25 protein-coding genes are annotated in these 26,217 nt (G+C 49.5%); 16 read left to right on the top strand and 9 right to left on the bottom strand.

Annotation, left to right across the window (positions count from 1 at the left end; genetic code table 11):
- Positions 1-140: 140 nt before the first annotated feature.
- Complete coding sequence (locus EL633_RS25490) at positions 141-1,145, bottom strand: multicopper oxidase domain-containing protein (protein ID WP_161982432.1); 1,005 nt, start codon at positions 1,143-1,145, stop codon at positions 141-143.
- Positions 1,146-1,347: 202 nt separating this feature from the next.
- Positions 1,348-2,028 carry a Crp/Fnr family transcriptional regulator gene (locus EL633_RS25485; RefSeq protein WP_161982431.1) on the bottom strand — a complete coding sequence of 227 codons (681 nt, stop codon included), beginning with the start codon at positions 2,026-2,028 and terminating at the stop codon, positions 1,348-1,350.
- A gap of 229 nt (positions 2,029-2,257) precedes the next feature.
- Between EL633_RS25485 and EL633_RS25480 the strand changes: the two genes are divergently transcribed.
- From EL633_RS25480 to EL633_RS25465, 4 genes are all read left to right on the top strand, one after another.
- Entirely contained in the window at positions 2,258-2,707 is a 450-nt protein-coding gene (locus EL633_RS25480; protein ID WP_126630092.1) for a group III truncated hemoglobin, read from the top strand.
- Positions 2,704-3,183 (top strand): hypothetical protein, encoded by a 480-nt coding sequence (locus tag EL633_RS25475; protein WP_126630091.1) that lies wholly within the window; start codon positions 2,704-2,706, stop codon positions 3,181-3,183. The genes EL633_RS25480 and EL633_RS25475 overlap by 4 nt, the downstream gene beginning before the upstream one ends.
- A gap of 40 nt (positions 3,184-3,223) precedes the next feature.
- A complete protein-coding gene (locus tag EL633_RS25470) occupies positions 3,224-3,556 on the top strand; it encodes a metal-sulfur cluster assembly factor (RefSeq protein WP_126630090.1) in 333 nt (110 codons plus the stop codon).
- Between the two features lie 132 nt (positions 3,557-3,688).
- Positions 3,689-5,104, top strand: coding sequence for a hypothetical protein (locus tag EL633_RS25465; protein ID WP_126630089.1), 1,416 nt, complete (start codon positions 3,689-3,691; stop codon positions 5,102-5,104).
- 20 nt (positions 5,105-5,124) lie between these two features.
- On the opposite strand, the gene EL633_RS25460 is transcribed toward EL633_RS25465, so the two are convergent.
- Positions 5,125-6,516, bottom strand: a complete 1,392-nt coding sequence (locus EL633_RS25460; protein WP_126630088.1) for a hypothetical protein — start codon at positions 6,514-6,516, stop codon at positions 5,125-5,127.
- Positions 6,517-6,552: 36 nt separating this feature from the next.
- Positions 6,553-6,810: a DUF2249 domain-containing protein gene (locus EL633_RS36770; RefSeq protein ID WP_161982430.1), complete on the bottom strand. Its 258-nt coding sequence runs from the start codon at positions 6,808-6,810 to the stop codon at positions 6,553-6,555.
- A gap of 382 nt (positions 6,811-7,192) precedes the next feature.
- Here EL633_RS36770 and EL633_RS25450 point away from each other — a divergent pair, with 382 nt between their 5' ends.
- The 6 genes from EL633_RS25450 (at position 7,193) to cydB (ending at position 14,949) form a co-directional block, all read left to right on the top strand.
- Entirely contained in the window at positions 7,193-7,567 is a 375-nt protein-coding gene (locus EL633_RS25450) for a plastocyanin/azurin family copper-binding protein (protein WP_126630086.1), read from the top strand.
- 331 nt (positions 7,568-7,898) lie between these two features.
- Entirely contained in the window at positions 7,899-8,864 is a 966-nt protein-coding gene (locus EL633_RS25445; protein ID WP_126630085.1) for a DUF4331 family protein, read from the top strand.
- A gap of 122 nt (positions 8,865-8,986) precedes the next feature.
- Positions 8,987-10,741, top strand: coding sequence for a thiol reductant ABC exporter subunit CydD (gene cydD / locus EL633_RS25440; RefSeq protein WP_161982429.1), 1,755 nt, complete (start codon positions 8,987-8,989; stop codon positions 10,739-10,741).
- The gene (gene cydC / locus EL633_RS25435; protein WP_126630083.1) at positions 10,738-12,474 is read left to right on the top strand and encodes a thiol reductant ABC exporter subunit CydC; all 1,737 of its coding nucleotides are present in this window, start codon (positions 10,738-10,740) and stop codon (positions 12,472-12,474) included. The genes cydD and cydC overlap by 4 nt, the downstream gene beginning before the upstream one ends.
- Before the next feature lie 34 nt (positions 12,475-12,508).
- Positions 12,509-13,906, top strand: coding sequence for a cytochrome ubiquinol oxidase subunit I (locus EL633_RS25430; protein ID WP_126630082.1), 1,398 nt, complete (start codon positions 12,509-12,511; stop codon positions 13,904-13,906).
- Positions 13,906-14,949, top strand: a complete 1,044-nt coding sequence (gene cydB, locus EL633_RS25425; protein ID WP_126630081.1) for a cytochrome d ubiquinol oxidase subunit II — start codon at positions 13,906-13,908, stop codon at positions 14,947-14,949. Before EL633_RS25430 ends, cydB begins: the two co-directional genes overlap by 1 nt.
- A 122-nt stretch (positions 14,950-15,071) precedes the next feature.
- On the opposite strand, the gene EL633_RS25420 is transcribed toward cydB, so the two are convergent.
- The gene (locus EL633_RS25420; RefSeq protein WP_126630080.1) at positions 15,072-15,827 is read right to left on the bottom strand and encodes an SAM-dependent methyltransferase; all 756 of its coding nucleotides are present in this window, start codon (positions 15,825-15,827) and stop codon (positions 15,072-15,074) included.
- 441 nt (positions 15,828-16,268) lie between these two features.
- Here EL633_RS25420 and EL633_RS25415 point away from each other — a divergent pair, with 441 nt between their 5' ends.
- Positions 16,269-16,709 (top strand): rhodanese-like domain-containing protein, encoded by a 441-nt coding sequence (locus tag EL633_RS25415; protein ID WP_126630079.1) that lies wholly within the window; start codon positions 16,269-16,271, stop codon positions 16,707-16,709.
- 234 nt (positions 16,710-16,943) lie between these two features.
- Here EL633_RS25415 and EL633_RS37670 read toward each other — a convergent pair whose 3' ends face one another.
- Positions 16,944-17,591 carry a CGNR zinc finger domain-containing protein gene (locus EL633_RS37670; RefSeq protein ID WP_126630078.1) on the bottom strand — a complete coding sequence of 216 codons (648 nt, stop codon included), beginning with the start codon at positions 17,589-17,591 and terminating at the stop codon, positions 16,944-16,946.
- Positions 17,592-17,765: 174 nt separating this feature from the next.
- On the opposite strand from EL633_RS37670, the gene EL633_RS25405 reads away from it, so the two are divergent.
- Positions 17,766-18,725, top strand: coding sequence for a DMT family transporter (locus EL633_RS25405; RefSeq protein ID WP_161982428.1), 960 nt, complete (start codon positions 17,766-17,768; stop codon positions 18,723-18,725).
- 3 nt (positions 18,726-18,728) lie between these two features.
- Here EL633_RS25405 and EL633_RS25400 read toward each other — a convergent pair whose 3' ends face one another.
- The 3 genes from EL633_RS25400 to EL633_RS25390 form a co-directional block, all read right to left on the bottom strand.
- Positions 18,729-19,667, bottom strand: coding sequence for a CPBP family intramembrane glutamic endopeptidase (locus EL633_RS25400; protein WP_126630076.1), 939 nt, complete (start codon positions 19,665-19,667; stop codon positions 18,729-18,731).
- 112 nt (positions 19,668-19,779) lie between these two features.
- The gene (locus EL633_RS25395) at positions 19,780-20,043 is read right to left on the bottom strand and encodes a hypothetical protein (protein ID WP_126630075.1); all 264 of its coding nucleotides are present in this window, start codon (positions 20,041-20,043) and stop codon (positions 19,780-19,782) included.
- A gap of 271 nt (positions 20,044-20,314) precedes the next feature.
- Complete coding sequence (locus tag EL633_RS25390; RefSeq protein WP_126630074.1) at positions 20,315-22,003, bottom strand: hypothetical protein; 1,689 nt, start codon at positions 22,001-22,003, stop codon at positions 20,315-20,317.
- A 714-nt stretch (positions 22,004-22,717) separates the two neighbouring features.
- Between EL633_RS25390 and EL633_RS25385 the strand changes: the two genes are divergently transcribed.
- The 4 genes from EL633_RS25385 to EL633_RS25370 all read left to right on the top strand — a co-directional run bounded on the left by EL633_RS25385 (position 22,718) and on the right by EL633_RS25370 (position 25,832).
- Entirely contained in the window at positions 22,718-23,155 is a 438-nt protein-coding gene (locus EL633_RS25385; RefSeq protein WP_126630073.1) for a MarR family winged helix-turn-helix transcriptional regulator, read from the top strand.
- A gap of 148 nt (positions 23,156-23,303) precedes the next feature.
- On the top strand, positions 23,304-23,939 hold the full coding sequence (locus EL633_RS25380; RefSeq protein WP_126630072.1) for an LUD domain-containing protein: 636 nt from the start codon (positions 23,304-23,306) through the stop codon (positions 23,937-23,939).
- Positions 23,940-24,022: 83 nt separating this feature from the next.
- Positions 24,023-24,688 (top strand): NADPH-dependent F420 reductase, encoded by a 666-nt coding sequence (locus EL633_RS25375; protein ID WP_126630071.1) that lies wholly within the window; start codon positions 24,023-24,025, stop codon positions 24,686-24,688.
- A gap of 55 nt (positions 24,689-24,743) precedes the next feature.
- Positions 24,744-25,832: an LLM class flavin-dependent oxidoreductase gene (locus EL633_RS25370; RefSeq protein ID WP_126630070.1), complete on the top strand. Its 1,089-nt coding sequence runs from the start codon at positions 24,744-24,746 to the stop codon at positions 25,830-25,832.
- Positions 25,833-26,217: the final 385 nt, after the last annotated feature.

The following is a 26,217-nucleotide window of genomic DNA, read 5'->3' as shown; positions in this document are numbered from 1 at the left end:
ACCGGTTGGATAGTATTCACTATCCCTGGCAGTTTCCAGTCATCGTAAGCGTTGTCATTGCATCTGGTATTGGCAAATTTTGTGCTGATGCGCTCTTACCAGTGTAAGAGCACATCGGGATAGAGAAAAAGGGGAAATGGTTATTTGGTGATCGTTAAGAGACCAAGTGCACCTTTGTTTGCGTCAGCCAGTGAGTGTGTCAGGATCGGATAGGAACCTGCATTGGGGATCGTCAATTCAACAACCGAGCCACCGCCAGGCGGAATGGTGATTGTCTGGTTGCCGACCATGTGATTTGCAGGGTTTCCATCCACATAGACGTCACTGAATAGGGCTCCAATCAGGTGGAAGGCTGAGAAGTGGTTCGGGCCTGAATTAATGACAAAGAAACGTACACGCTGTCCAAGCTTCGCTGTTAATGGATGATCTAGATATTGATTTGTATAACCATTAAAGGTAGCATAGTCAGGTGTACCATTCAGTGTTTTATCCAAATCATTTGAATAAGATCCATCTGGATGCTTTTTTACATAGAACTCGCCTTCATTCAGTACAAATTCCCTGGCAGGAGCATACCCTTTCGCAGGATCAACAATGATAGATCCATACATGCCGTGGGCAATATGCTCGATAACAGGATTTGAGCCACAATGATAAATGAAGGCACCTGGAACTTCTGCTTTCCAATCAAAGGACAGCGTTTTACCAGAACCAATTGATTGGTAATTGACGCTCCAGGCTGTCTGAGCGGCATGGAAATCGATGGAGTGCAGGCCAGTTCCATTATTGATTAAGGTAAAATGGACCTTCTGACCCTGACGCACATGGACAATAGGTCCGGGGATTGTCCCATTAAACGTCCAGGCGCGATAAGCAACACCTTTTGCGATCGCGACAGTCGTTTCTTTGATTTCAAGCTTCACATCTACCGTGTCTGCTTTGGGAGCCGGTTGAAGTTCCGCGTTATATACAGAGTGTTGTGGTGCCGTCACTTGAGGAACCGCCGCTGTCTTACCTGGTGTCGCATTTGTTTGCATTGTCTGAGCGATAAAAATGGCACCAATGATCAGAATAGCGGCGACCACCCCTGCTATGCTCCACACCCCGCCGGGGAGATTTTTTTTCTTTGAATGTGTTTCACCCATAATAGAGATTCCTTGCTCGAGAAAGAGATTTCTCGTCTCTTGTCTCATACTTGATGAATTACCACTGTGCATCGCTACAAACTTCATTGTGTGAGATAGCATGATTTATATCGATGCAACATGTCCCGTAGATGTATATTCAACATCTGTGTGCAAATATGCATCATTGATAGGGGGCAAGTATGTGACAAAAGTTACGAGTTTACGAAACCACTCCCTCCACAATCATCTCCAGTTGCTTACGATTAATAATCGTGACATGTCCCTGTTGGACCCTGATGGCTCCACTCATTTCCAGGCTTTTCAATGCTCGTCCAACTACTTCGCGTGCTGTTCCTGCAAGGGATGCAATCTCCTGCTGGGTGAGTCGATGGGAAATTGGATCATGACGCAACATCTCCTGTTCGTGAAGGAGTATTTTTGCGACTCGGGCCGTGACATGATGGAGAGAAAGCTCCTGTGCCAACCCGACAAGATGGCGTAAGCGGCCAGCCAATGTTTGTACAACAGCATCGGCAACTTCTGAACGACTCTTGATCAGTGCATGGAGCTCAGTACTTTTAATACTATAGATGATACTGGGCTCAATCGCCGCCACACTGGCAGGATTGGGGCCGCCATCGAGGGCTGCCACATCATTGAAGGTATATCCACCGGTGATGAGACGCAGGATCTGCTCCTTGCCCTCCGTTGATGTTTTAAACACCTTGACCAGTCCTGTATGAAGATAATAGAGTGAGCCTCCCATATCACCTTCGTATAAAATGCTTTCGCCACGTTCATAGTGGCGTTCGATTGTCTTCATCGCAATATGTGTCAGCTCCTCATCATCAAGGGTGGTGAAGAGCGGTATCTGACCAATGATCTCAATAGGAATCCTCATAAAATATGCCTTCCCCATTGCATCACGCAATGGTTTTTTTCTATTCAAAGAAGCTTCTGATCTTTTCATGCCTTCTGTCGGTCTGTAAAAAACATACCGAAAGTATTTTATCTCCGTCAAGGCCAGAAAGGCCCATACATGGAATGCAACTTTTGTCACAGCAGTCGCACACCTTTTTCAGTATGCTGTGGAATATGAAGCCGTAGGACAAACACAAAGGGTGGTTTTTATGCAAGAAAAAAAAGATATTGAGATGCGAGAAGATATTGAAGGTTTGATCCGCGCATTTTATGTGCAAGCTATGCAGGACGAATTGATCGGACCTTTTTTTACTGAAGTAATTTCACTCGACTTAGACGTGCATTTGCCGACCATGTATGATTTTTGGGAAAGCTTACTCTTTCATCGGAGCCTCTATCATGGGGGAATGATGCAAAAGCACATCTTGCTGAACCAGAAAAAAGCACTGCAAGAAAAACATTTTGAGCGCTGGGTTGACCTCTTCGAGCGCGAAGTCACGCGCCAGTTCGTTGGTCCAGTAGCAGAAGAGGCAAAAAGTCTGGCAAGAGCCATTGCGCCTTCGATGAAAGTAAAATTAGATCGCTCTTTGTTACCATTAAGCTGGTTAAAATCTTCCTCTCCACTGGTAGATGGTTCTACCAAAAGAAATGCATCATGAAAATAATGGCAATGCAGACAAAAAAGATAGCGCTATATATGCTCTCCACATTACTCGTTGCAGGTATGTGTTATGCTCTCTGGCTATTTATAAGCACCCCGCCAATCTTTTTGCCAGGAAAACCATCAACAGTGCAAACGGACTCTATGTTACACACAACGGTACAAACGACAGATCGGGCGCTCTTGCTTGAGCTTACTATTACCCCTAAAAGTGTTGGGACAAACACCTTCGCTGCCCGCGTTATGGAGGCCGGAACCAATCGTGTGAAAACGGATGTGACTCTTGATCTTTATGCCACCAATTCAGACATGGATATGGGCACAAAAGTCATTCATCTACAACCGGATGGAAAAGATGCCTTTGGTGCGAAGGATGAACTTACGATGGATGGACACTGGCAGATCCGTATGGAGGTGCATACTCATCAGCAAACGCTCCATCAGGCCAATGTTGCATTTCAGATTCTCACTTGAACATAGGGTATCAAATCAGGATTAAAGGAAGGAACACAGAATGGACACGGAAACCATAGAAGCGACACGCCAACTGATTTATCAGGCACTATATAAAGTATATGATCCAGAGTTAGGCGTAAATATTGTTGATCTTGGCTTGATTTATGGAGTAGACCTGAGAGCAGATGGCTTTGTATCCATTCGCATGACACTGACAACCCAGGGGTGCCCGATGCATGAATCCATCAGTGATGGGGTAGGGCAGGCAATCCAATTTATTCCGGGTTTGACGGCAGGAGAAATTGTTCTGGTATGGGAGCCAGCCTGGGATCCTTCTAAAATGACAGCCGCAGGTCGTCAAGAATTAGGCTTTCCTTCCGAGAATGAGTAGCCGGTAACTCCATGCTGGTGAGGTTATGAAAGATGTAGACGTGTTGAACTTTATATATATAGGTTGTAAGAACCTGTCTCAAACCGCATAGAGAGGTGGTTTGGGCATAGGTAGTGTGCAGGGATATGTCTTATGAAAGCAGCAATACATTCTCATGATCAGCCGGGAAAAGCCCGGCTCAGACCACAAGAGCCATTTGCCCGTATCGCGCCACTGCTCAAAGCGGCACTATTGCTTGGTGTTTGTGGTGGTTTTGCTCTGGCTACGGTGTTGACGATCACCCAATCACTTCCCACTATGCTTGGTTCCTGGTGGGTCGCATTGGTGCAAGCACACGGTCACCTGCAGCTTTATGGCTGGTCTGGCCTCTTTGTAGTTGGAGTATCTTTCCATTTTCTTCCCCGCCTACGGGGTACGCCGATCGCGTTACCTCACTTGTTGCCCTGGTTTTTAGGTTTTCTGATGAGTGGATTAGTGCTACGAGCGCTTAGCCAGCCATTGATAGCGTTGATTGATCATCCCCTCTGGCGCGTCCTGCTCGTCGTCACTGGTATCCTTGAAGCTGGTGCACTCCTTGGATTTATGGCTATTTTCTTTCGTATGAGCAGAAATGGCCCACCCTTTGCTAGCCGTCCCGCCTTTGTCAGTATCTTTCCCTTGCTAGTGCTGGCTTTTAGCGCGCTGGGATTGGCCGGTGTAAGCAACCTGTATAATGTTATTCAAGCCTCAATGGGTGCTGGTATTGTCCCAACTGGCGGAGATGAATTGAATATCACGCTTGGACTCCTCGGTTTTCTTCTTCCTGTCGCATTTGCCATGTCGGCCCGCGCACTGCCGATGTATGCTGGATTAAGTGGTTTTCCGCCCCGTACATTGCGTCTGTTGACGGTAAGTTACGCGTTGGGACTGTTCCTGCTCTGTCTGAGCTTCTTTCAGATACCCTGGCAACCCGCGTTGAATGCACTGGGTATGTGCTGTATTGGAGGCACCATTCTGATGTTCATTGGTGTTTTTCTGCGCCTGATGCTGACACGTGGACAATTGCCGCAGCATATAAAAAAGCTGGCTACCGAGCCAACGACGGTTGCGCAATCCTATAAAACCCGAGTGTCCGATGAAGGAAAAGCCTATGGACCCTTTGTGGCGTTGGTGGCCAGTTCCTATCTCTGGGCCATGCTTGGAGGCATCCTTTTGCTGGCAGACGGCCTGAGTGTGCTTATCAGCGGCTCCGTACTGGTGGATATTGATATCATTCGCCATAGTCTCACGATTGGATTTATCTCTTTGCTGATCAGTGGTATTGCCCCACGTATGCTGCCAGGATTTTCTGGCAAACATATCGCCTCAGCCTCCCTTGTTCGTGCCACCCTCTGGCTTGGCAATATAGCCGCCCTTTTGCGTGTTGGGGTCCTGCTCCTATCTCCTCTTGCGAGTATGGTGTATCCACCAACACGTACGATATCGGAACTCCTCTTTGCGTTATCTGGGCCAATAGGACTGATCTTTGCCACCTGCCTGCTGATCAATATCTGGCCGACCTTACGATAGAAATGGTGCCAGTTCCTTTTTCAATGTGGAAAAGGAACTGGCGTCGAGAGTGATTGCTGATGGGAAGGATCTTTGAGCAGGTGGAGAGCCACCCCCATAATATTCATAGCTGCAATGAGTAATCCCAAACCTACCAAAGCCCCAGACACCTGAAGGGGAAGCGTCCACTGGCATACTGCGCAAAGAATCACAAGGGGTAGCCCGCCATTAATCAGCCAGAAACTTATCCACATCCAGCGTTCATGGAGTAAATCGCGCATCAATGGAACTTTCTGTCGTCCAACCTGGGGTCCATAATGGATATTCCAGACCAGGAAAGGTACGATCTTATATTGATAGCCGATCGTACTTTGTCCAATCCAACCTACCAGGACCGCTATGCCGAGGGCTGTCAGTAGAAATGGTTTTCCCCAGCCCAGGAAAAGTGCCAGGATACTGAAGAAGAAGGCGAGCACTCCATACGTAACTGCACAGATACTATGAAATTGGGTTACATCCAGTATTTTTCGCTGGCGTACTTTGAACATACGACTGAAATCATAGGCAAAAAGGCCAAATGTGCAAATGAGTAGCAATCCACCACAGAGCAGTAACGGAAGCCAGAAAAAGATGGCCCAGGTTGCGAGCATGATGATGCTTGTATGTAAACCAATAAAGATATATTTTCCTACGTGCTCAGTATGAGCATGTGCCAGCGCAAACATGCGCACCAGTTGATAAGAGACGCCAATGAGGGTGCAACTCAACCAGCCAAGCACGCCAAGCGTAATATGGATCAGGAACACTGATGAGGCACTGGCTCCTAAAAACCAGAACTCGCGATTAAGAGCGGCTGTGAGACCCAGGCAGACAACAATAGATAGATAGAGTAAGGATGCAATCAAGAAACGCATTGTGATCGGATGCGTTGTAGCTTGTTTCAACGTAATCGCCAGGACAAGTACATAATGGATAACTGCCGTCACGATACAGATACCACCAATAATCAATAGCCAGGCCTGTCCCCACCAGAAACCTGAGAGGAGCAGAATAACCCCACAGAGATACAGTGGATATTGCAAGTGGATGAAGCGTGTAGCGCGTAAAGGCGCAACAATAATCACAGGTATGAGTTGAAAGGTGGCTCCCATGATTGTCATGGTGAGCCATCCTAATGTCGCAGTATGCACCAATGTTAAAACATGTGGGTACCCTGGTGAGAGCAACGCTTCCGGTAGCACCCATGGGGCCATAATGCCCCATACCATTGCAAACACCAGCCCTGTCAATAGATATGGAAGCGGCACACTGAGTGGAACGCCACGCGTTCCACCCATCCCCGCCTTTCCAGTTATCCCAATCTTTACCGAAGCTGGCTGACCACTCATTGAAGAAGTATTTTTCTGCTTCTGGCCAGGCCGTACATTATCCATACGCTCCTCATTTCTTTTCAGTGTACATGCTACTCATCAGGAATGCTTGAAAAAGCGCACAACCCATTCTGTTGGTGACACTTCTTCGGTTTCATGTGAGAAGGAACGTTGTGCCATGGCACTATAGAGTGGTACTGGCTCAAATGGCGCAATAATAAGTAATGTTTGATCTACCGCAATGGTCGAGGCTGCCTCCATAATGCTAATAAATGGCTCTTCGCCACGTTCTAATTGCGGCCGTACATCCAGTACCGTCTGAGCATCGATTTTCCACTGGTCTACATGTGAAATCATTGTTTCTTTCCTCTCTGCTCGTTGAAAAAGATCCATTGCACAGAGGGATGGCCCGTCACTCCCATAAATCATGAAACCTGGAGAGGGCTTATGTTTGATTAAGGAGCCCACCATATGTGCAATGGGTTGATAGTGGATAGGATACACAAAAAAGTACCGTGATAGCCGTGACAAAAGTCTCATCTTACTCTTGCCTTAAAGAAAAATAGCCTTTCACAGATCTGTTTCAGGGCGGGAGAAGAGATTGCAACTTTGATCACATTCATTGCCTGAGAAGTAAGGCATAGTTATAGCCAGCGAGCGTTGTTCCTGATTTTTCCTACCCAACGCTTTCAAGATTATAACTAACTATCTGGCACTCTTTGCCATTGGAGAAAATAACATGAAAAAGATATTCTTCCCGCTCATTTTAAGTATTGTGATGCTTTTCAGTGCCGCATGTGCTACTGGTGCTTCGAACAGTGGTCCGGCAACCATACATCTGACTGACCAAAATTTTGCGCAAGCATCAATAACGGTCAATAAAGGAAGTAGCCTGACCGTAATTGATGATACCGCTACTCCCCATACCATATCTAATGGAAGTTGGAGTGGTGCAGATGCCAAACCAGCTCAAGAGAAAGGGGCTCCCACAGTCAGTGGTTTACAATTCAATGGTCACGACACACAATCTATTGGTCCATTTGCAACCGCTGGTACCTATCACCTGTATTGCAGCATTCACCAGGGGATGAACCTGACCGTTATTGTTCAATAAATAGTGTGTCGCAAGGTGGGGATGGGCCTGAGTATGTCAGTCCTACGAACAAGGAACTGCAAGACGCACGCGAGGTAACCTTGTTGTGTGCGTAAAAGACGAAGGTTGTAAAAAGGAGGAATGTGGCAATACAACTAATGGAGTATATCCTTTCATTATCCCTAATCAACCTTTTGGGTCATGACTTCCTGCTCATACGATCCTACACTAGAAGCAAGCCCCGTAACGTTTTCGGGACCCTCATGGAGAGATGGAAAGGGCTGGCACGGAGGACAAAGTGTCCTTGTGTTGCTTATAGCGTTTGCTTGTTTCGATACATAAGGAGTTTTCTATGTCAGATCATCTGGATGCACCTGATTTAAAATCACCAAATATGGATGCTCGCATCGACATTTGTGATATCTATGCCTTTCAGAAGCCAGAGGATGCTAACAGGTCTGTTCTGGTATTTAATGTTAATCCTGTTGCGCCAACATTTGCTGATTCATTTGCCGATGAAGCAGTGTATGAGTTGAAAATAGACACAGATGGAGATGCCATCGCTGATATCGCGTATCGATTTACATTCTCGCCCAAAAAAGAGGGAATACAAACCGCGACGGTGCGGCGTGTCAGTGGAGAGCAAGCCAGGGGTCAGGGTACAGAAGGGGATATCCTCTTCACGGATATCCCGGTAGCCTTTGGAGAAGAGATATCTATTGCAGATGCGGGCGACTATCGCTTTTTTGTCGGCATTCGTAGTGATCCTTTCTTCTTTGATCTTGAAGGTTTCAAAAACGGCATGCAATTTACTGGAGCCGATACCTTTTTGGACAAGAATGTCTTCAGTATGGTGTTGGAACTTCCAAATAGTGAACTGGGAAATAATCCCAAGGTGGGCATCTGGGGACGCGTGTTGATTCCCAAAGATGGAAATCCTTTTTTCCAGATTGACCGTATGGGCCGCCCCTTTGTCAATGTCGCGTTTACCCAGGGCGAAGATAAAAACACCTTTAATCGTATTGAGCCAACCCGTGATCGAGAGATCTTTACTGAGAAATTTGTTGATCTTTTTGTCTCGTCTGGCCGTAGTGCCGAGGATGCCAAACAAACAGCCTACTCGCTGCTTCCAGACATCCTGGACTATGATTATGCGCGTCCTGCCGGTTATCGTAACGGAAGATTGCTGACGGATGACATCATTGATATCCAACTGGCAGTCTTAACCAATGGAGCGGTGACTGAAGATAAGGTAGGGCCGCATCAGGATCTATTAAGCTCATTTCCCTATGTTGGCCCTCCACATCTTACCGTCTAATCCTGATCGCGTGACCATGGTAGAAACATTGCTTGGATACCTGATCGGTACAATCAGGTATCCGGGCGGATTGATGAAGAAGGCGGCAGGTGGGGAAGAAGAAGTTTCTGAAAGAAATGGTAATGAGTACGATAAGAAAAACAAAGCGAAAACGTGTGCTCAATGGATTGCCACGGCGTCGTTTTCTCGCAGGCGCCGCTATCCTTGATGTTCTAAGTACCGGGGTAACCATTGCTCAGATGATGTTTCTGAGCCAGATCGTTGCGGCTGTTTTTCTCTTGCATAAAGATTTCGCGTTGGTTTTTCCCCAACTGCTGCTTTTATTAGGCACGATTATCCTGCATGCAGGCTGTGTCTGGGGGCGTGACGTGAGTGTACAGTATGGCGCCATTCGCTGGAAAAACGCTGTACGTCAGCGCCTCTTTGCACATGTGCTCCAATTAGGACCTTCTTATAGCAAGAATGAAGCGACAGGAGAATTAGTAACCGTCCTCTACGAAGGCATTGAGCGCCTGGATGCGTATATCGGTCAATATCTGCCTCAATTGACGACAAGTATCCTGGTCCCATTCCTGATTGCCATTTTTGTGTTCCCGCTTGATTGGATAAGCGGAGTCCTTTTCCTGCTGACGCTCCCAATTATCCCGCTTCTGATGATACTGATTGGCAGTTTCGCAGAGCAGCGTACCCGTCAGCAATGGCAGGCCCTCTCGCGTCTGAGTGCAACATTATTGGACGCTATTCAAGGTCTGGGCACGTTGAAATTATTTGGACAGAGTACGTCTGCAAGTAAGCAGATTGCCTTTGTGAGTGACTCGTTTCGGAAAAAGACGCTCAACATGTTGGGAGTGGCTTTTTTGTCTGGCGCGGTATTGGAGTTCATGGTTGCGGCCGCCATTGGTCTGATTGCGGTGACACTGGGTGTGCGCCTGGTGAATGGAGGAATCAGTTTTAGCAATGTATTCCTGATTTTGTTACTGGCACCAGAATTCTACCGTCCTTTGCGGGAATTAGGGGTGCAGCATCATGCAGGGATGGAAGGAAAAGTCGCGATGAAGCGTATCAACGAGATTTTAGCCATACCGTTACCAATGGATCGTAAGACATTCTCACCCTTCGTCCTTAGCGCTCCACTGACCATTACCTTCTCGGATATTGCCTATACCTATCCTACAAGTGAACAGCCAGTATTAGATCGAATAAATCTGACGCTCTCACCAGGAACCTGTACAGCACTGATTGGACGAAGTGGGGAAGGCAAAAGTACCCTGGTTCATCTGCTGATGCGCTTCATAAAGGAACAGAGTGGACAGATATCTGTTAATGGATGTGCTCTCTCTGATCTGCCTGTGGAAATGTGGCGCAACTCCATTGCCCTTGTTCCACAGCGCCCTTCCTTGTTTGCTGGCAGTGTCCTTGATAATCTTCGGCTGGCGCGACCCGATGCAAGTGAAGCAGAGATTCTGCGGGCCTGCGAGCAGGCAGGTGCAGCCGCATTCATCGAGCAACTTCCACAAGGCTATGCGACCTGGCTTGGAGAGCGTGGTGCACGCTTAAGCGCTGGACAGATTCAGCGTCTGGCGATTGCACGAGCATTCTTAAAAGATGCGCCACTATTGATCATGGACGAATCAACCTCCAGCCTTGATCCTGAAAGCGAGACACATATCCGGCAGGCTCTGGAGCGTCTGACGCACAACCGCACCGTTTTAGTTATAGCTCATCGACAAAATACGATCGCCTGTGCGCAACGGGTTATCTCTCTGGAGGCGGGTACCTTGATTGAAAGAGAGACGGCTGAGCGCATGGTTTTGCCGCCGTATAAAGTGACGCCACACGTGTCCGATAGAGCGCAAAGGATAGAGGTGTCCTCGTGAAAACAGTGCGTCGTTTACTGACATTCCTGCTGGCTTTCCGCTGGTTGATCATCCTGGCTATACTGCTGGGTTGTATCATGGTGGTAAGTAATATGCTTCTCCTCGGTATGGCGGCGTACCTTATTGCCGAGGCTGCTCTCATGCCTTTAATGGTCATGCTGGTGCTCCCCAGTGCTATTGTACGGTTGATGAGCCTTTCTCGTTCAGCCTCGCGCTATGGTGAGCGCTTGCTCTCGCATAATGTGACATTTCGCTTGCTTGCTCGCCTGAGAGCAGACGTATACAGCCGCCTTGAACCACTTGCGCCTGCCCATGTGTTGACCTATGGGAGTAGTGATATCCTGACGCGTTTGAGCGCAGACATTGAAGAATTACAAAATCTGTACTTGCGGGCCGTTGCACCAATACTCGTTGCATTGATCATCAGCCTGCTCACATTTTATGCGTTTGCCATCTTCAGTCCCTTGTTGGCTTGGGTAGCATTTGCCTTTCTCATGGTGACCGGCCTGGGTATTCCTCTCCTCGTAGGTCTATTGACTCGTACTATTGGGAAACGCCAGCTGGCTCTACGGGCTGAGCTGAGAACGTTGATAGTCGACGATATCCAGGGTGTGCAGGATATCCTGGCTTACGGACAGGCTGGCAGACAACAAGACAGACTTGCGGAGCTAGATGCTCAGCTGGCCTCTCTACAGCGTCGTATGGCGCTTATTGCCGGTTTACGTCAGGCACTTACTACCCTGATGTCAAAGGTCGCGCTATGGAGCCTGCTCGCGCTGGCTATTCCACTTGTAACGACTAAAGCAATCAATGGCGTTTATCTTGGCTGTCTGGCGCTGCTCATCCTGGCCAGTTTTGAAGCCATTCAACCCCTCGGCCAGGCATTTCAGTCTCTGGGCCATTCGCTGGCGGCTGGCAAACGCCTGTTTGAACTGGTAGATGCTCAGCCCACAATCACTGCACCTGCTGAGCCTCTGCCAGCACCTGAGGGACGCCTGTTGAGCTTTGAGCATGTCTCGTTTGCCTACGGACCCGGTGAAGCAGAGATCCTGCATGATATCACTCTCAGCATCGCATCAGGTCAACGTATCGCCCTGGTTGGTCCTAGCGGCACTGGCAAGAGCACTCTGGCTCGTCTGGCCCTGCGTTTCTGGGATCCAACAGAAGGCACCGTACGCATAGATGGGCAGGATATGCGCCAGTATCAGCCAGAGGATATACGGGCCTGCATCAGTATGGTTGATCAGGATACCTATCTCTTCAACGATACTGTGCGCGGCAATATTTTGCTCGGGAATCCCAACGCCAGCAGCCAGGAGATTGAGCAGGCGCTTGAAACTGCGCAACTGGGCACATTTGTGCGTCAATTGCCGCAGGGATTGGATACATGGGTAGGTGAGCAAGGGCTCCGTCTCTCAGGGGGTGAGCGCCAGCGCGTCGCCATTGCCCGCGCCTTACTCAAAAATGCGCCACTACTCATTCTTGATGAGGTGACCGCAAACCTTGATTCGCAGACAGAGCAAGAACTCCTTCAAGCGCTGACAAGGTTGATGGGTGGGCGTACGACTCTCATGATGACGCATCGCCTCATAAACATGGAAGAGATGGACGAGATTATTGTGCTTGATCAGGGACGGATTCGAGAGCGGGGCACCCACACGCACCTGTTGATGCAGGATGGCCTGTATCGCAGGCTTTTTGACATACAAAACGGCATGCTCACGTTTGGGTGAGTGGCCGATAAGCATATGGGGAGAAGATACGTATATGGATACATCGACGATTCTTTCGCGCTTACAATTTGGATTTACGCTTTCTTATCACTATTTGTTCCCCCAGTTCACGATGGGTCTGGCACTCTTATTAGTGATTCTGAAAGTGCTCTATCTCTGGCGCAAGGATGAACGCTTCAATATCAGTGTCCACTTTTGGGGGAAAATATTCGCCGTGACGTTTGTGGTTGGTGTCGTTACCGGCATACCCATGGAATTTCAATTCGGGACCAACTGGGCACGTTTCTCTGCCTATGCGGGCGACATTATTGCGCAGACGTTAGCGATGGAAGGTGCATTCGCCTTTTTTCTTGAATCGGCCTTCCTGGGCCTTTTTCTCTTTGGCGAGCGCGCCTTTGGACAGAAAATCCATCTTTTCTCGACCGTGATGGTCTGGCTTGGGACCTGGGCTTCGGGCGGCTTTATTATCGCATCTAATGCCTGGATGCAACATCCCGTTGGCTATACCATTGCAGGGAACAAGTTAGAGATCTCCAACTACTGGGCGGTATTGTTTAATTCCTGGATCCTACCACAATACACCCACACAATGAGTGCAGCCGTCGTCACTGGCTCTTTTGTGATGGCCGGGGTTGGGGCCTACTACTTGCTGTCACATAAACACCTGGAGTATGGGCGCATTTTTGTCACACTTGGCATTGTAATGGGACTACTGGCAAGCATCTTTCAGCTCTTCCCCAGTGGTGATGCCGAAGGGCGGCAGGTCGCCCTCTCTCAACCATCCAAGCTTGCCGCGATGGAAGGGCTTTTCAAGACGAGTCAGGGGGCTGAATTGGTGATTATCGGCCAGCCCAATGTGTCTACCGGGCAACTTGATAATGCCATCGTCGTGCCATATGCCCTCAGTTTTCTGAGCTATCATCGCTGGACTGCTGAAGTAAAAGGGGTGAATGATTTTCCAGCCGATCAACGTCCAGATTCCATCGAACTACTCTATTATAGTTATCGCGTGATGGTCGGACTCGGCACATTTTTTGTTGCTATCATGGGATTGGCAGTGTTGCTGCGTTTCTGGGGAAAGCGTCTCTACACTATGCGCTGGGCTCTCTGGCTGTTGCTGCTGGCCACGCCTTTTCCCTTTATCGCGACCACCGCTGGTTGGTTTACGACAGAATTAGGACGTCAGCCCTGGATTGTGTATGGACTTCTGCATACAGCTCAGGGATCTTCAGCGACCGTTTCTGCTGGAAATGTGCTTTTTACCCTCATTGGCTTCATGGGAATTTATCTGTTTCTCGGCTTGCTCTACGTCCTCCTGGTGGTTTCCCAGATGATACGTGGCCCTGAGATAAACAAAATACAAGGATTGCCAGAACATGAGGAAACTGAAGGCTTGCTTGGCTCCATGACCAAAGTACAGGGAGGAAACTAATGCAAACATTATGGTTTATTCTTGTTGGTGGGATGTTGACCGCCTATGTTGTCATGGATGGCTTTGATTTGGGGGCAGGCATCATACACCTCTTCGCAGGACGAAGTGATACTGATCGCCGCCTGATCATAGGAGCCATTGGTCCAGTCTGGGATGGGAATGAGGTCTGGTTAATTGCCGCTGGTGGCACCTTGTTCTTTTCATTTCCCCTGCTCTATGCATCGAGTTTCAGCGGTTTTTATCTGCCCCTCATGATCGTGTTGTGGTTACTGATGCTGCGTGGGATCGCCATCGAATTACGCTCACACTTTCCCAATCCCGTCTGGACCTCTTTTTGGGATGGCCTTTTCTTTATTGGAAGTACACTCCTGACCATTTTCTATGGAGCAGCCATGGCAAATGTGTTGCGCGGCGTGCCTCTAGATGGGAATGGCTACTTCTTTGAGGCCCTGTGGACGGACTTTAATCCTTTCAGTGCACACCCGGGTATCCTGGATTGGTATACCATTTTGATTGGTCTGCTGGCACTGACGATACTGACTGCGCATGGAGCAACCTATATTGCGGTAAAAGTTCCCGATCCATTGAGCACCCGGTCACGGAAAGTCGCCCTCCTGTTTGTCATCCTCTCTTTTGTGCTTGCAATCCCTGGCACGATTGCTACATGGGCAGTACAGCCGCAAATCAGCCGCAATTACTTCGCGCATCCCTGGGGCTTTATCTTTCCCCTTCTCGCGCTTGGTGCGCTTGTCGCTATGGGATACTTTAATCTCACGCGACGTGACCTCCTCTCCTTCTTCAGTTCCTGCGCTTTCATCATTGGCCTGCTGAGTAGCGCCGCCTTTGGTATTTATCCATTAATGCTCCCGGCAGTGAATACAGAGCATAGTCTGACGATCCACAATGCCTCCGCTTCTGCTTACGGCCAGACTGTCGGACTGGTCTGGTGGATTTTTGGGATGGTGCTGGCCATCATCTACTTCGTCGTAACCTATCGCCTTTTCTGGGGGAAAGTGAGTATCGCAAATCGTGCCAGAGAATGAGTGCCTGTCTGGTGTACACAGCCGTGTAGATGTACCCTCATCTCGACGAACCTGCATGGTCACCAAAATTTGCTATGAGCTATACAAATTCGGTTTAACACGCGAATTTGTATAGTGTTCTGTTAGGATACAGCAGGAATAAGTTTGGCTACGTAGCTTGCTGTGTTCCAAAGAGCGTGTTTCATCGTACTTGTTTCGCTCAAAGGGATGGGTGTGTCATCAATTTCTAGCAACTCTATGGCGAGTCCGGTGCCTTTTACTAACAAGGTGAGGTCAACAGGCGTGTAACAACGGACCGTCTGGGCAATGATCTGGCTCTGATCGTTGGTTGGCCACCATTGGTCAATAAAACGACAACCAATTGGATCAAAATCATACCTCTGTGTGAGCCCAGGCTCATTGTCTGTTTCCACTTTTCCTGCTTGCTGTGCCCACCACCAGGGGCTGAAAATATCCATGAGGACACATCCGCCAGGGGCTAGCCAGGCGTCCGCAATACGCTGGAGCAAGCGACGTTGATCCTCATCGTCTCCCATACCAAAGCTGTCCCAATGGCAGACAAGATCAAATTTCTCTGCCATATTGACTTCGTAATAGTCCGCCTCCAGGATCGTGAGTGATCCCGCGCGTGGTTCCTCCGCAAGTGCTTTGGCATAGGTGGTGCGAAGCGAACTGAGCTCGATGGCGACAACTGTATGCCCAAGATCTGCCATTGCTGCGGCCGTCCCCCCAGCTCCTGCGCCTAGTTCCAAAATACGTTTCGGACCTGTGCCACAAAACTTTTCGATAGAGGCTGCCCGTGTTCGATGATGATCAAGAACACCTGAAGGGCCAAACCACTCGCTTTTTTTTGTGTAAAATGGCTTTATCCAATCCATAAAATTCTCCTGTCCATAAAATTCTCTTGCATGATTTTTGACGCTACCACTTTTTCTTTGCCGCCTGATTCATAATAAGGCTTTAAGATCGATTTGTCCTATCAAATTACGTTCTTGCTCATTGTACGCTGTTGTGCTTTAAGGAAGCAAGTAATTTTTTCATTCTTTAAGAGTACGGAGGCCCGGCATGACGCTCTCCGTGAACTATCCTCATAAACATCCGTCTCCATCCTTGCGCGCCCCTATACGTAGATTGCATGAGCGGGCGATGATCCAGTCAGCTCTACTCGAGTGAAGCGGTACTTTTCCATCAAAAAATTTGATATTCGTTATCAAAAACTATGGCTACCACTGATGGGAACGTCTATGGTAGAGTACAAATGCACCACGCAGTGCGTCTTCGTCCAACTCTGAGAACAGTATAATAAGGAGTGTATCGCTATGGGTTCAAGTACTTCTCATTTTTCGTTAGTTCTGGAGACGCCTCCAGCCAGTCCCGATGAGGCCCGACGCCACTTTCTCGCTAAACTCTCTGTCGAGACGGATGCCTCGGATGTTATGCTGGATCTGCAACGGGGGCAGCACAGTTTTCTACTCATTGATGCGAGATCCGCGCAGGATTTTGATGAGTGTCATATTCCAGGAGCCATCAGCCTGCCCTATCGCAAAATTACAGCCGAGTCTACCGCCCATTTCTCCAAGGCGTTACCCATGGTGATCTATTGCTGGTCCCCCGCCTGCAATGCCGCGACAAAGGCTGCGGCCAGACTGAGTACGCTGGGTTTCCAGGTTAAAGAGATGCTTGGAGGCATTGAATACTGGCGGCGCGAAGGTGGGTTGGTGGAAGGGACACGTGGGGAGCAGGCTCCACTCATTCGGTAGCAGGCAGCACATGGTGTGCTTTTTCATCTGCTCTCTCTGCAGTCGCTGTTTTCTTGCTGGAGAGGCGCTTGATACATTGCTTGCATTTGATCTGACGCGTCATGAGCGCGTTTGACGGGACGAATTCCAATCACGTGATGGGGCTGAGGCTCACATAGAGCCGTTGCTCACCTTGCTAATGTGCCATACGTGCAAAGCGATAAAAAAGCGTTCAGGTGCACCTGGTGTTTCTCTTTAGCTGAGCGGCTCGGCGATTGCACGGCGCTGACGCCTGTATTGCCTTTGCCTCTTGGCACGGCTCCCGCATCCTTCCATACTGCACCACTGGCGACTGCCATTCTTACTGGTGTCAAGAAACAGCCAACCACATCCTTTGCTGCCCGGGCACTCCTTCACTTGATGAAGGTCTTGTGAGGTGAGCTGTTCCACCGCTGACTTTGCCACCAGCCACACCAGATGGCCGTACCAGTTTTCCTCGTCACCCCATACCCACGCGAATCCTGCTTGCGCTGGGACAATGCGGGCGTACATGAGTGCGGCGGCATAGGTTGTGCTCAGGTGAGCAAGATCGTCAGCTCCTGGTCTCATTCTACGGGCACTTGCAGAGAAGATGCGGTAGATCACTTCTCTTAGTGCAAGCGCCTGTTCATACCACATGCTGGCTTCTGTTGGGTGCTCTCTCGCATCCTCAAGGAGACGCCGGGCAAGCTCTTCTTGCAGCAGGCCGACATGGTGGCTCCATTTGAGCAAGTCAGCAGCGCTGTGTAAGCACTCATGAGGGTGAGTACTACTCCGTGCATCGATCGTATTGGCAAAGTCGAGACAGAGCCTGCCTCCGACGAGCCTGAGTTCCTCAACAGGGCTCTCACGTTTATCTATCATGTTGTCTTCACCAGATTGTCACCTTCAAAATGCTGTTGACAGGTAACAGTATAGACGCTACAATAGTGTCACCTGTGAACTGATTTTAACAGGTGACATGAAATATGGCAAGGATCACAGCATGAAGAGAAACGCATGCAGCCAGGCACACGACATCACAAGGAGGGAGATGCCATGACGCAACGATCACATACAAAACTTTGGGGCATCTGCTATGGGATCGGAGTCAACGTTCTGAGTGCGCTCACCTTCATCATTCCACAACGTTTAGCGAGCTTCACCTCGGTCCAACTCACGGTAGGACGTTACCTGTCATATGGACTGGTATCGCTCTGTATTTTTCTTCTGCTCGCTCGTCATCAGGTGAAGGGAAGTGATTACCGGACCTGGTTTACTGCCTTGCTCTTTGCTGCTACGGGGAATGTCGGCTATTATTTCTTCCTGGTCCTCGCCGTTCAGGACGTTGGAGCGTTAGTTACAGCACTCATCAATGGGACGTTACCGGTGACGGTCGCCTTGTATGGCAACTGGAAGCGGCGCGAATATCCCTTCTCCCGTCTGATTGTGCCCGTTATACTCATTTTTCTTGGACTGCTGATCATCAACCTCTATGCCTTGAGTGGTAGGCAGGCGCTACCAGAGACCTCCGTTGGACAACGCGTCTGTGGCATCCTCTTTGCTGGTATGGCGGTGGCGCTGTGGACCTGGTACGCCGTCGCCAATACACACTTTCTGCGCACCCATACGCACCTTTCATCAGCAACATGGTCGACCATGATTGGCGTGAGTACCTTGTTCCTGGTGATTCTTGCTCTGCCTCTGACACGAGGAAGTGGCGGTGTCCCTCTCGACCTCCAGACCTTGCTGTTGTCAGGAAGCCATCTGCTGCCATTTGTGGTGGGGTGTCTCATCCTCGGTATCGTTGTTTCCTGGGGAGGAACGTTGCTGTGGAATCGAGCCTTCGCGATGTTGCCCATCTCTCTGGCAGGGCAATTGATCGTGTTCGAGCCCATTACGGTGCTCGTCTACGTTGCGGTCGTTGATACGCAATTGCCCAGCTTCTTCGAGCTCCTGGGAGCGTCGTTGATTATCACCGGGATCATGTTTGGCATCCGTGCCGCTCGCCGGTCTTGAAAACTAGACTGTACCTTTCTTCTCATCTTTGTATGGGTGGACATACCGAAAGCTCGCTAAGGTTTTTGAGCTCCAGAAGAACGTGACGATCACAACCGTGACAGCAATGATTGCTCCAGTAATCGCTGGATCGTAGTAGGAACCATAATTGGGAAAGGAAAAATCACAGACATTGATCATCATATGAAAGAGAATGACTGCAAACATGCTTTTTTCAGTGTTGTTGTAGAGCCAAACCATCAGGATTCGTAATCCTATTGTAGCGAAACATTGCCCTGCTACCCATGCCCATTGGTGGTGCTCTTGCCTAAACCCCACAATATGCCAGATCGCCCACACCAATCCCAAAATCAGGCCAGTTTTGAGTGCGCTCCACCGATCTTGCATGGGATCAATGGCATATCCCGTCCAGCCTACCTCTTCGCCTACCGCAGCGAGAAAGAAGACCACAAAAAAGATTGGCATCGTTAGCCAGGGAATGAACGGATCTTCGGGGAGTGGTTGCCCCAGCAGGCGCATGAGCCCATACGATAGTAAATAAAGAAGAGGGAGCAGGAAAATGATGGGAACATACCAGATCTTGTACGTGATTCTCCTCTGATCGAAAACTCTCTTCAAGAGTCTGACTACGCCCCCCATTTTCTCTTCTCTGTACACGAGGATCAATGTTGCGATGAGTGGACAAACAACCTGAAGCGCACTCACGGAAAGATTGATTGGAGGTATGGGCATGAGCAGAGTGCCCAGTAGCCAGAAAGGGAGAGCAAGAGCAAACACTAAGACAAAGAAGGGAAGCAGTGACTTTTCCAATGACGCGTTGGTATTCACAATGTGTCTTCCCCTATCCGTTGATTTCCCGCACCGTAACAACAAAGTTGTATTTCTTTCGTCTCTTACGAAGTATACCTGAGACAAGCTAGAAATGCGACCATTTTCAGGCATTTCTAGCTTGTCTCAGATAGAGAGGTTATCAGGCCTCCCAAGCTGTGCTTTGAAGCGATGTAACGACCCTATGAGGAGGATTGGCGAAGGTGGCGGCATAGCGGAGCTGCTGCTAGCGCTCCAACTCGATCCAGCTCATGTTGCCAGAGGGAGCCTCAGGCTTTTTCACCACCACTTTGTGGCTGGCGACCACCGCGACTTTGCCCTCCATGGCGCCGCGTCGCTGCTGATTGGGTACCCAGCCACCATCGAGGCCAATAATGATTCTCTCGGCTGAGCGTCGTTCCCGTTCGGCCTGCTGCCCAGCCGTGGAAACTGGCGCCTGCTGGTCTTGCTCTTGCTCTTTGGCAACCGTGTGCCCACGCGCATTGTTCAACAACCGAATCTCTTCCGCACTGATTTGAGCACCCGAGAGCCGAGCCAGTACCTGAGCCGCATTAGAGCTTGTGCCTGGTGCTCTTCTCTAGCCACGGGGATGGCAACGCTATGAGCTGTATACATCCTCCACAAACGAACTCACAGGTTAAATCCTGACGGATTTGCTATTGGAAGTCCGAGAGAGAAGTGTGTTCGGCTAGCGGGCCAAGCAGCTAAAAGAGCGAACACCAGGACAAAGAAGATGACCTTATACTGTTGGGATTGACACCTTAAAACCTATTCTTGTATGTCTCGAATGAGGGATACATATAGATATGCGTGTTTCCGATCATCATCTCTTGTTGAGCAAACAGAGAGCTAGAGAACGCTAAAGGCGTATCTCGAACCATTTTGTTATACAGTGATTGCATCGGGTTGGCGTCATCTGCCGCAAAAGCAGTTGCGTCAATGAGGCGCAATACTTGTGGCCAAGTGCCCCATGCGGCACGCGTATCGAACTCAGGACCATCAGAGAAATGCGCAAGATAGCGTCCAAGCACGAAGATGTAGACATTCTGCGCTTTGAGCCGCTTGACTTGCTTCGGGTCGAGACGGCCAAGCAGAGTATTGACGCCGTTGCGTTTCACCCATTCGGTAGAGGCAAGTACTTGCTTCCTCGCGCCATAGAAATAGTCGCGTTGTCGTGTACGTTCCTGCTGCGAGTACGCAAAAGGGTCTTGCGACTTGAGCTCAAACAGAGCTAACGCTCCTGTTTTCCGATCAAAAATGAGTGCATCTACATCTGTTGCAGGCATGCCTTTTGCTCCTCTCAACTCCACATGTCCAATGCTTTTCACGAAGCGTTTATCTGGAAAGAGGGCGTACACATCCTGGCGAAAGATTTCTTCGCGCAAATGTGAAGCCGTGTGATACTCATAAGAGTATTTTCGCTTCAATTCGCGTTTGAGAAAGAAGAGGGGCTCAGTAAACAATCCTGCCAGCGACCATGCACGCTGCTGGGCCCCGAGGCGGAGCAATGGAGGCGCGGGAACGTCAGCTGTTGAACAGTGGTACGAGACGTTTTCAGCATCAAGCGTATATGCATCCAATGCGAGACGCACCGTGCCTCTATCCATGGTAAGGGCTGTAGCAAGCGCCTCTATCAGCAAGGTATCATTATGGGGCCTTGCTAAGTATGCTTTAAGAGAAAGAGAAGGGTGATGTGCAAGCAAGGTTTTGCATATATCGCTATATTTCAAAGCATATGCTATGAGCATACCAAGTACCTCCCGATACTCAGCGAATGTGCTACCACCAATCGAGACAGAGGGTGGATATTCGTCGTAACAAACCATCATCTTGACAGAGAGCACGCCGAGACGTCGGTAATAGTCATCTAATGTTCGCGTTGTCTTATAGACACTCGCTATCTGTTCATCCCATTGCTCCACGAAGATCTCTAATTGCTGTTGTATCTGCCCCTTTGCCTCGTGAAGGGTCTGTATTTCGGAATCATAGAGGCGTGCCAGCAGGCCAGTCCACCACCTCAAATCCGCCCGTTCGCGCCACTCAGTAGGCACTTTCTTACCAGCAACCCAGACATGGAAGTTGGCATCTTTGCCTTGCTGCATACGGAGAAAACCAGCTTTACAGTACTCTAGAATGCGTTCGCCTTTAGCAAGGCTGTCACATGCTTGCAGCAGAGAATCGGCCCATGTATCAAGAGTGTTGTCAATGTTACTTACTGAGGTGGGTAAAGCAGAGGCAGAGAAGCAAAGGGAGAGTGCTTTTTGCCAACCATGTGTATAGTAAGATGTCTCGTATAGCTCGCTGGGCTGAGCCTCAAGGAAATGCCAATCGTGAGCGCGTGTAAGGGCAAGGAGACTCTTTTGTCTATCAGAGGGAAATCTGTCTTGTAGAGACGCGTGTTGGTCGTTGAGCAGTTGCTGTAACTGCTCTTGTTTGGGAGATGAATTCATCTTCGCTCCTTCTTTGTGCTAGGAAGAGGAAACAACCAGGACTAACCGATGGCCGACTGGCTATCGATACATGAAATGACATGAATGTGTTTATCCTTAGTGGTTTCCTAGCACACTGGCGAAGACATAGATCTGATTCTCCTTCTATGGTTTAATAATTGAAATATATCATAAAAGGTTGATTGAGGCAAATTTACAGATATTGCCCCAGGGCTTTTTAATTTTCCTTTTCCTGGCGCCTACGGCGCCGGAGTCTCGTGTGGTGTGTGTTCTGTGGGCGGCTGCGGCCGCCCACAGAACACACACCACACGAGAAATACTCTGTATATGATTTGCCTGACGTTACTCCCGACTGAAAATTAAAAAGCCCTGATATTGCCCGGATCGTAGCAGTCAAAGAGCCGTTGTTTCTGGAGTCCTTCGCTTTAAACAGTAACGATACAACATAAGCCCTCCTTGGGTGAGCTGACGCTCCTGGTGACAAGAGGGATAATTCTAGTTGGGGTGATGTGAGCGTTGCCTATGCTCTCGAAAGTAGTGGCGTATTGGGCAAAAAAAGAGAGCCTTCAAAGAGGGCTCTCAAAAAATTTATATAACGATTATACCTGAGTGGTACGCAAAAGTCAAGGGTTGTTGCAGTAGACATAAAATTTACACCTTGACACATGTATAAAATTGGTTTATACTTCAACCATTAAAGACAAGGAGTGAGGCATGAAGCATCAACTTAATCTTGGTGTACGGACATGGTTGCACCTTAACCGTGTCAGGTTTAAGGTTGAAAAACACCTTGCAAAGCACCTGGATTGCTATGACCTTACACCTGCACAATTTGGAGTGCTGGCCCATCTTCAGGCATATCCTGACATCTCACAGCAAAGGTTGGCGAACCTGCTATTTGTGACGAAAGGAAATATCGTTGGACTGCTCAACCGTTTGGAGCAACGCGATTTAGTACAGAGACGCCCTGATCCTGAGGATGGTCGCACACATGTGGTCTCTTTGACAGAACGCGGCAGGGCACTGGCTGCGCAGGTGGTCCCAGAACAAGAAAAGTTAGTGGTTAAGTATATGGCGTTCGCCACGCTTGAAAATCAACGTGAGCTCCATCAGTTGTTACTCACCCTTGACCGAAATCTTGGATCAGACTAAATTTTTTTGCCAAACTAGTTTACATTTAAACTAATTTTAACAAGAAAAGATTATCCGGTGCGAACGAAACAAACAAAAGCTGGAAGCAAAGAGAAGCATTCCCAGTAAAGTGTTTTTTGTTACTGATTGATAAAGGAGTTATATAGACATGGCTAAGTCTCAATTGGAGCCGAATACGGAATTTAGTTACCTCGCATCTCAGGAGCGCATAGCGAGAACCGCTGAGGCGCTCACTGCCAATGGCATACAGACCTTCGTGGTTGTGGATGCCGATGAGGCCCGCAAGAAGGTTTTCGAACTGATCCCTCAGGGTGCCGAAGTTTTCAACGCAACATCACAGACGATTGACCAGATTGGGGTCGCTGCTGAGATCGAGTCATCCGGTCGTTATGAGGTCGTGCGCAATCGTCTGGTCGAGTTTGATCAGGAGGGACAGGAGCGTGCCAAACGTCAGCTGGGCGCCGCCCCTGATGTACTTGTCGCCAGTGTCCATGCAATCACAGAACAGGGCCAATTGCTGATTGCTTCAATGAGCGGGAGCCAGCTGGGAGCCGGGGTGTCTGGTGCGGCAAAGGTTATCTATGTGGTCGGTGTTCAGAAACTGGTGGCAAACCTTAATGACGGGTTCCGCCGTCTTTATGAATACACTCTGCCACTTGAAGATGAGAGGGCTCTCAATGCCTATGGTGTCAATAGCGCGGTGAACAAACTGCTGATCATCAATCGGGAAATTTTCCCTGGGCGCATCTCTGTCGTTCTGGTCAATGAGAACCTTGGCTTCTAAATCTACATTCATAGTCCTGTCGAGCAGTTATAGATATAACCGCTTGACAGGTTGTATATACGATATAATGAAGGTATGTATAAATGACAAATATCGCTCTGCCGCATGAGCGGCTGCCACGGATCGCAGTGCTCGGAGCAGGCCATGTCGGCCCGATCATCGCACGGATCGCGGTAGAGGCGGGCTACAACGTGTCGATCGCAACGTCAGGTGCCCCTTCAGAGATCGTGCTACTCACGCAGGTGCTGGCACCAGGAGCCGAACCACGATGGGCCACAGAAGCTGTCGCAGAGGCAGACATTGTTGTGCTAGCAATTCAGCTTCACAAGTTCGCGAAGCTGGACCCCTCCCTGCTAGCTGGCAAGCTCGTTATCGATGTGATGAACTACTGGCCGCCAGTCGATGGCGTTCAGGAGCTGTTTGAGGATCACCGCTTCAGCAGCAGCGAGATCGTTCAGCGCCGGTTAGTGAACGCGACGGTGGTAAAGACATTGAATCACCTTGGCTATCATCAGATCGAAGAAGAACGTTGGCCAGCAGGCTCACCGGAGCGTCGTGCACTCGGAGTGGCTGGCGACGATCCCCGCGCGGTAGACGCGGTGGCTGCATTCATCACACGAATCGGCTACGACGCGGTGCGCTTCGATCGTCTGAGCGCGGGCCGCCTGCTCGAACCTGGCGGGCCAGTCTTCGGGCTACCTTTGCGCCGAACCGAGTTTGAGCAGGCTGTACGCACCAAGGCAGTGTAGGCCAGCATCATATCACTCAGATCCATACTATTAGCTATATGAAGGACACACAGACATGCCAGAAACGCCATCCAGCACGAAACCCGTACAGTTTCCATTTACCTTTGGCCTCGACACCTTCGGTGATTTCATAAATGATGAGGAGGGCCACACACTCTCGCACGCTCAGATTATCCGACACCTCGTCGAACATGGGGTTCTTGCCGACCAGATCGGCCTGGATTTCTTCGGAATTGGCGAACATCACACCGATGACTTTCCGCTATCGGCTGGCGATGTAGTGCTCGCCGCGATTGCATCCCTCACCTCCCATATTCATCTCGGCTCGGCCGTCACGGTACTGAGCTCGGATGATCCGGTCCGCGTCTTTCAGCGCTACTCCACACTCAATGCCGTCTCTAATGGGCGAGCGGAGGTTATCCTTGGACGAGGCTCTAGTATCGACTCGTTTCCCCTCTTCGGCTATGACCTTTCCGACTACGAAGAGCTCTTCGAGGAGAAGGCCAGCCTCTTCGCGGAGATCATCAAGGGTGGGCCTGTCACCTGGAAGGGCAAGACGCGTGCGCCACTCTATAACCAGGATATAGTGCCACATACAGAATCTGGACCATTTCCAGTGTGGGTCGGTGTCGGCGGTAGCCCGCAATCAGTCATCCGTGCCGCGCACCTTGGCTTTCGGCTGATGCTCGCGATTATCGGCGGATCTTCATCGCGTTTCGTGCCTTTCTCACGGCTGTATTTGCAGGCACTGGAACGTTTCGGGCGCCCTGCCTTACCGATTGGTGTGCACTCTCCAGGTCATGTCGCCGCGACCGACGAGCAGGCCCACGAAGAGTTCTGGCCACATTACCGGGAGGTCATGGCCAGATACAGCAAGATTCGCGGCTTCGCCGTCCCAACCAAAGAATCCTTTCTATATGAGACTGGTCCAGGAGGAGCGCTCTATGTGGGCTCACCCGAGACCGTCGCCCAGAAAATCGCGAAAAATCTTTCTGCTCTTGGAGCGAGCCACTTCGATCTGAAATACGGCATGGGAGGTCTCACACAACGAGTCCTCATGACCAATATTGAGCTTTACGGCACACAGGTGGTCCCTCGCGTACGCGAACTGCTGGCACAAGCGCAGGATAACCGTTCTCATTGAAGGGATAGCCAGGATCTTCCAACAGGGAGATAACCATTCTCTCAAGAGAAACACAGATGTACTTGAACCTGTGTAACAAGTGGCCACTAAGGGCCACTTGTTACACAGATAATTGTGTGAGAGCGCGTACACTCCCTCATCTCTGAGCAAGCAGAAACTACAGTGGTAGGTCTGGCCTGGATGATGTGTATGATCATGATGCGATCTATGGAGAACAGCCTGTTAAAGGCAGACTGGAAACTACACCTTGCAGTGACGCTTCTTTTCTGGTATCTTAATTACATCAATACTATTTGTATCAATATATTTTGAACTAATTTGTAGCCTGGCAGTTGCGTGCTGCTTCCTACACATGTGTTCAATGGCACACGCTGTGTGCTACTAC

This window comes from Dictyobacter alpinus, from assembly GCF_003967575.1.
GTDB lineage: Bacteria > Chloroflexota > Ktedonobacteria > Ktedonobacterales > Ktedonobacteraceae > Dictyobacter > Dictyobacter alpinus.
Note: the sequence above shows the minus strand (reverse complement) of the source record. Positions and strands in the feature narration are given on the sequence as shown.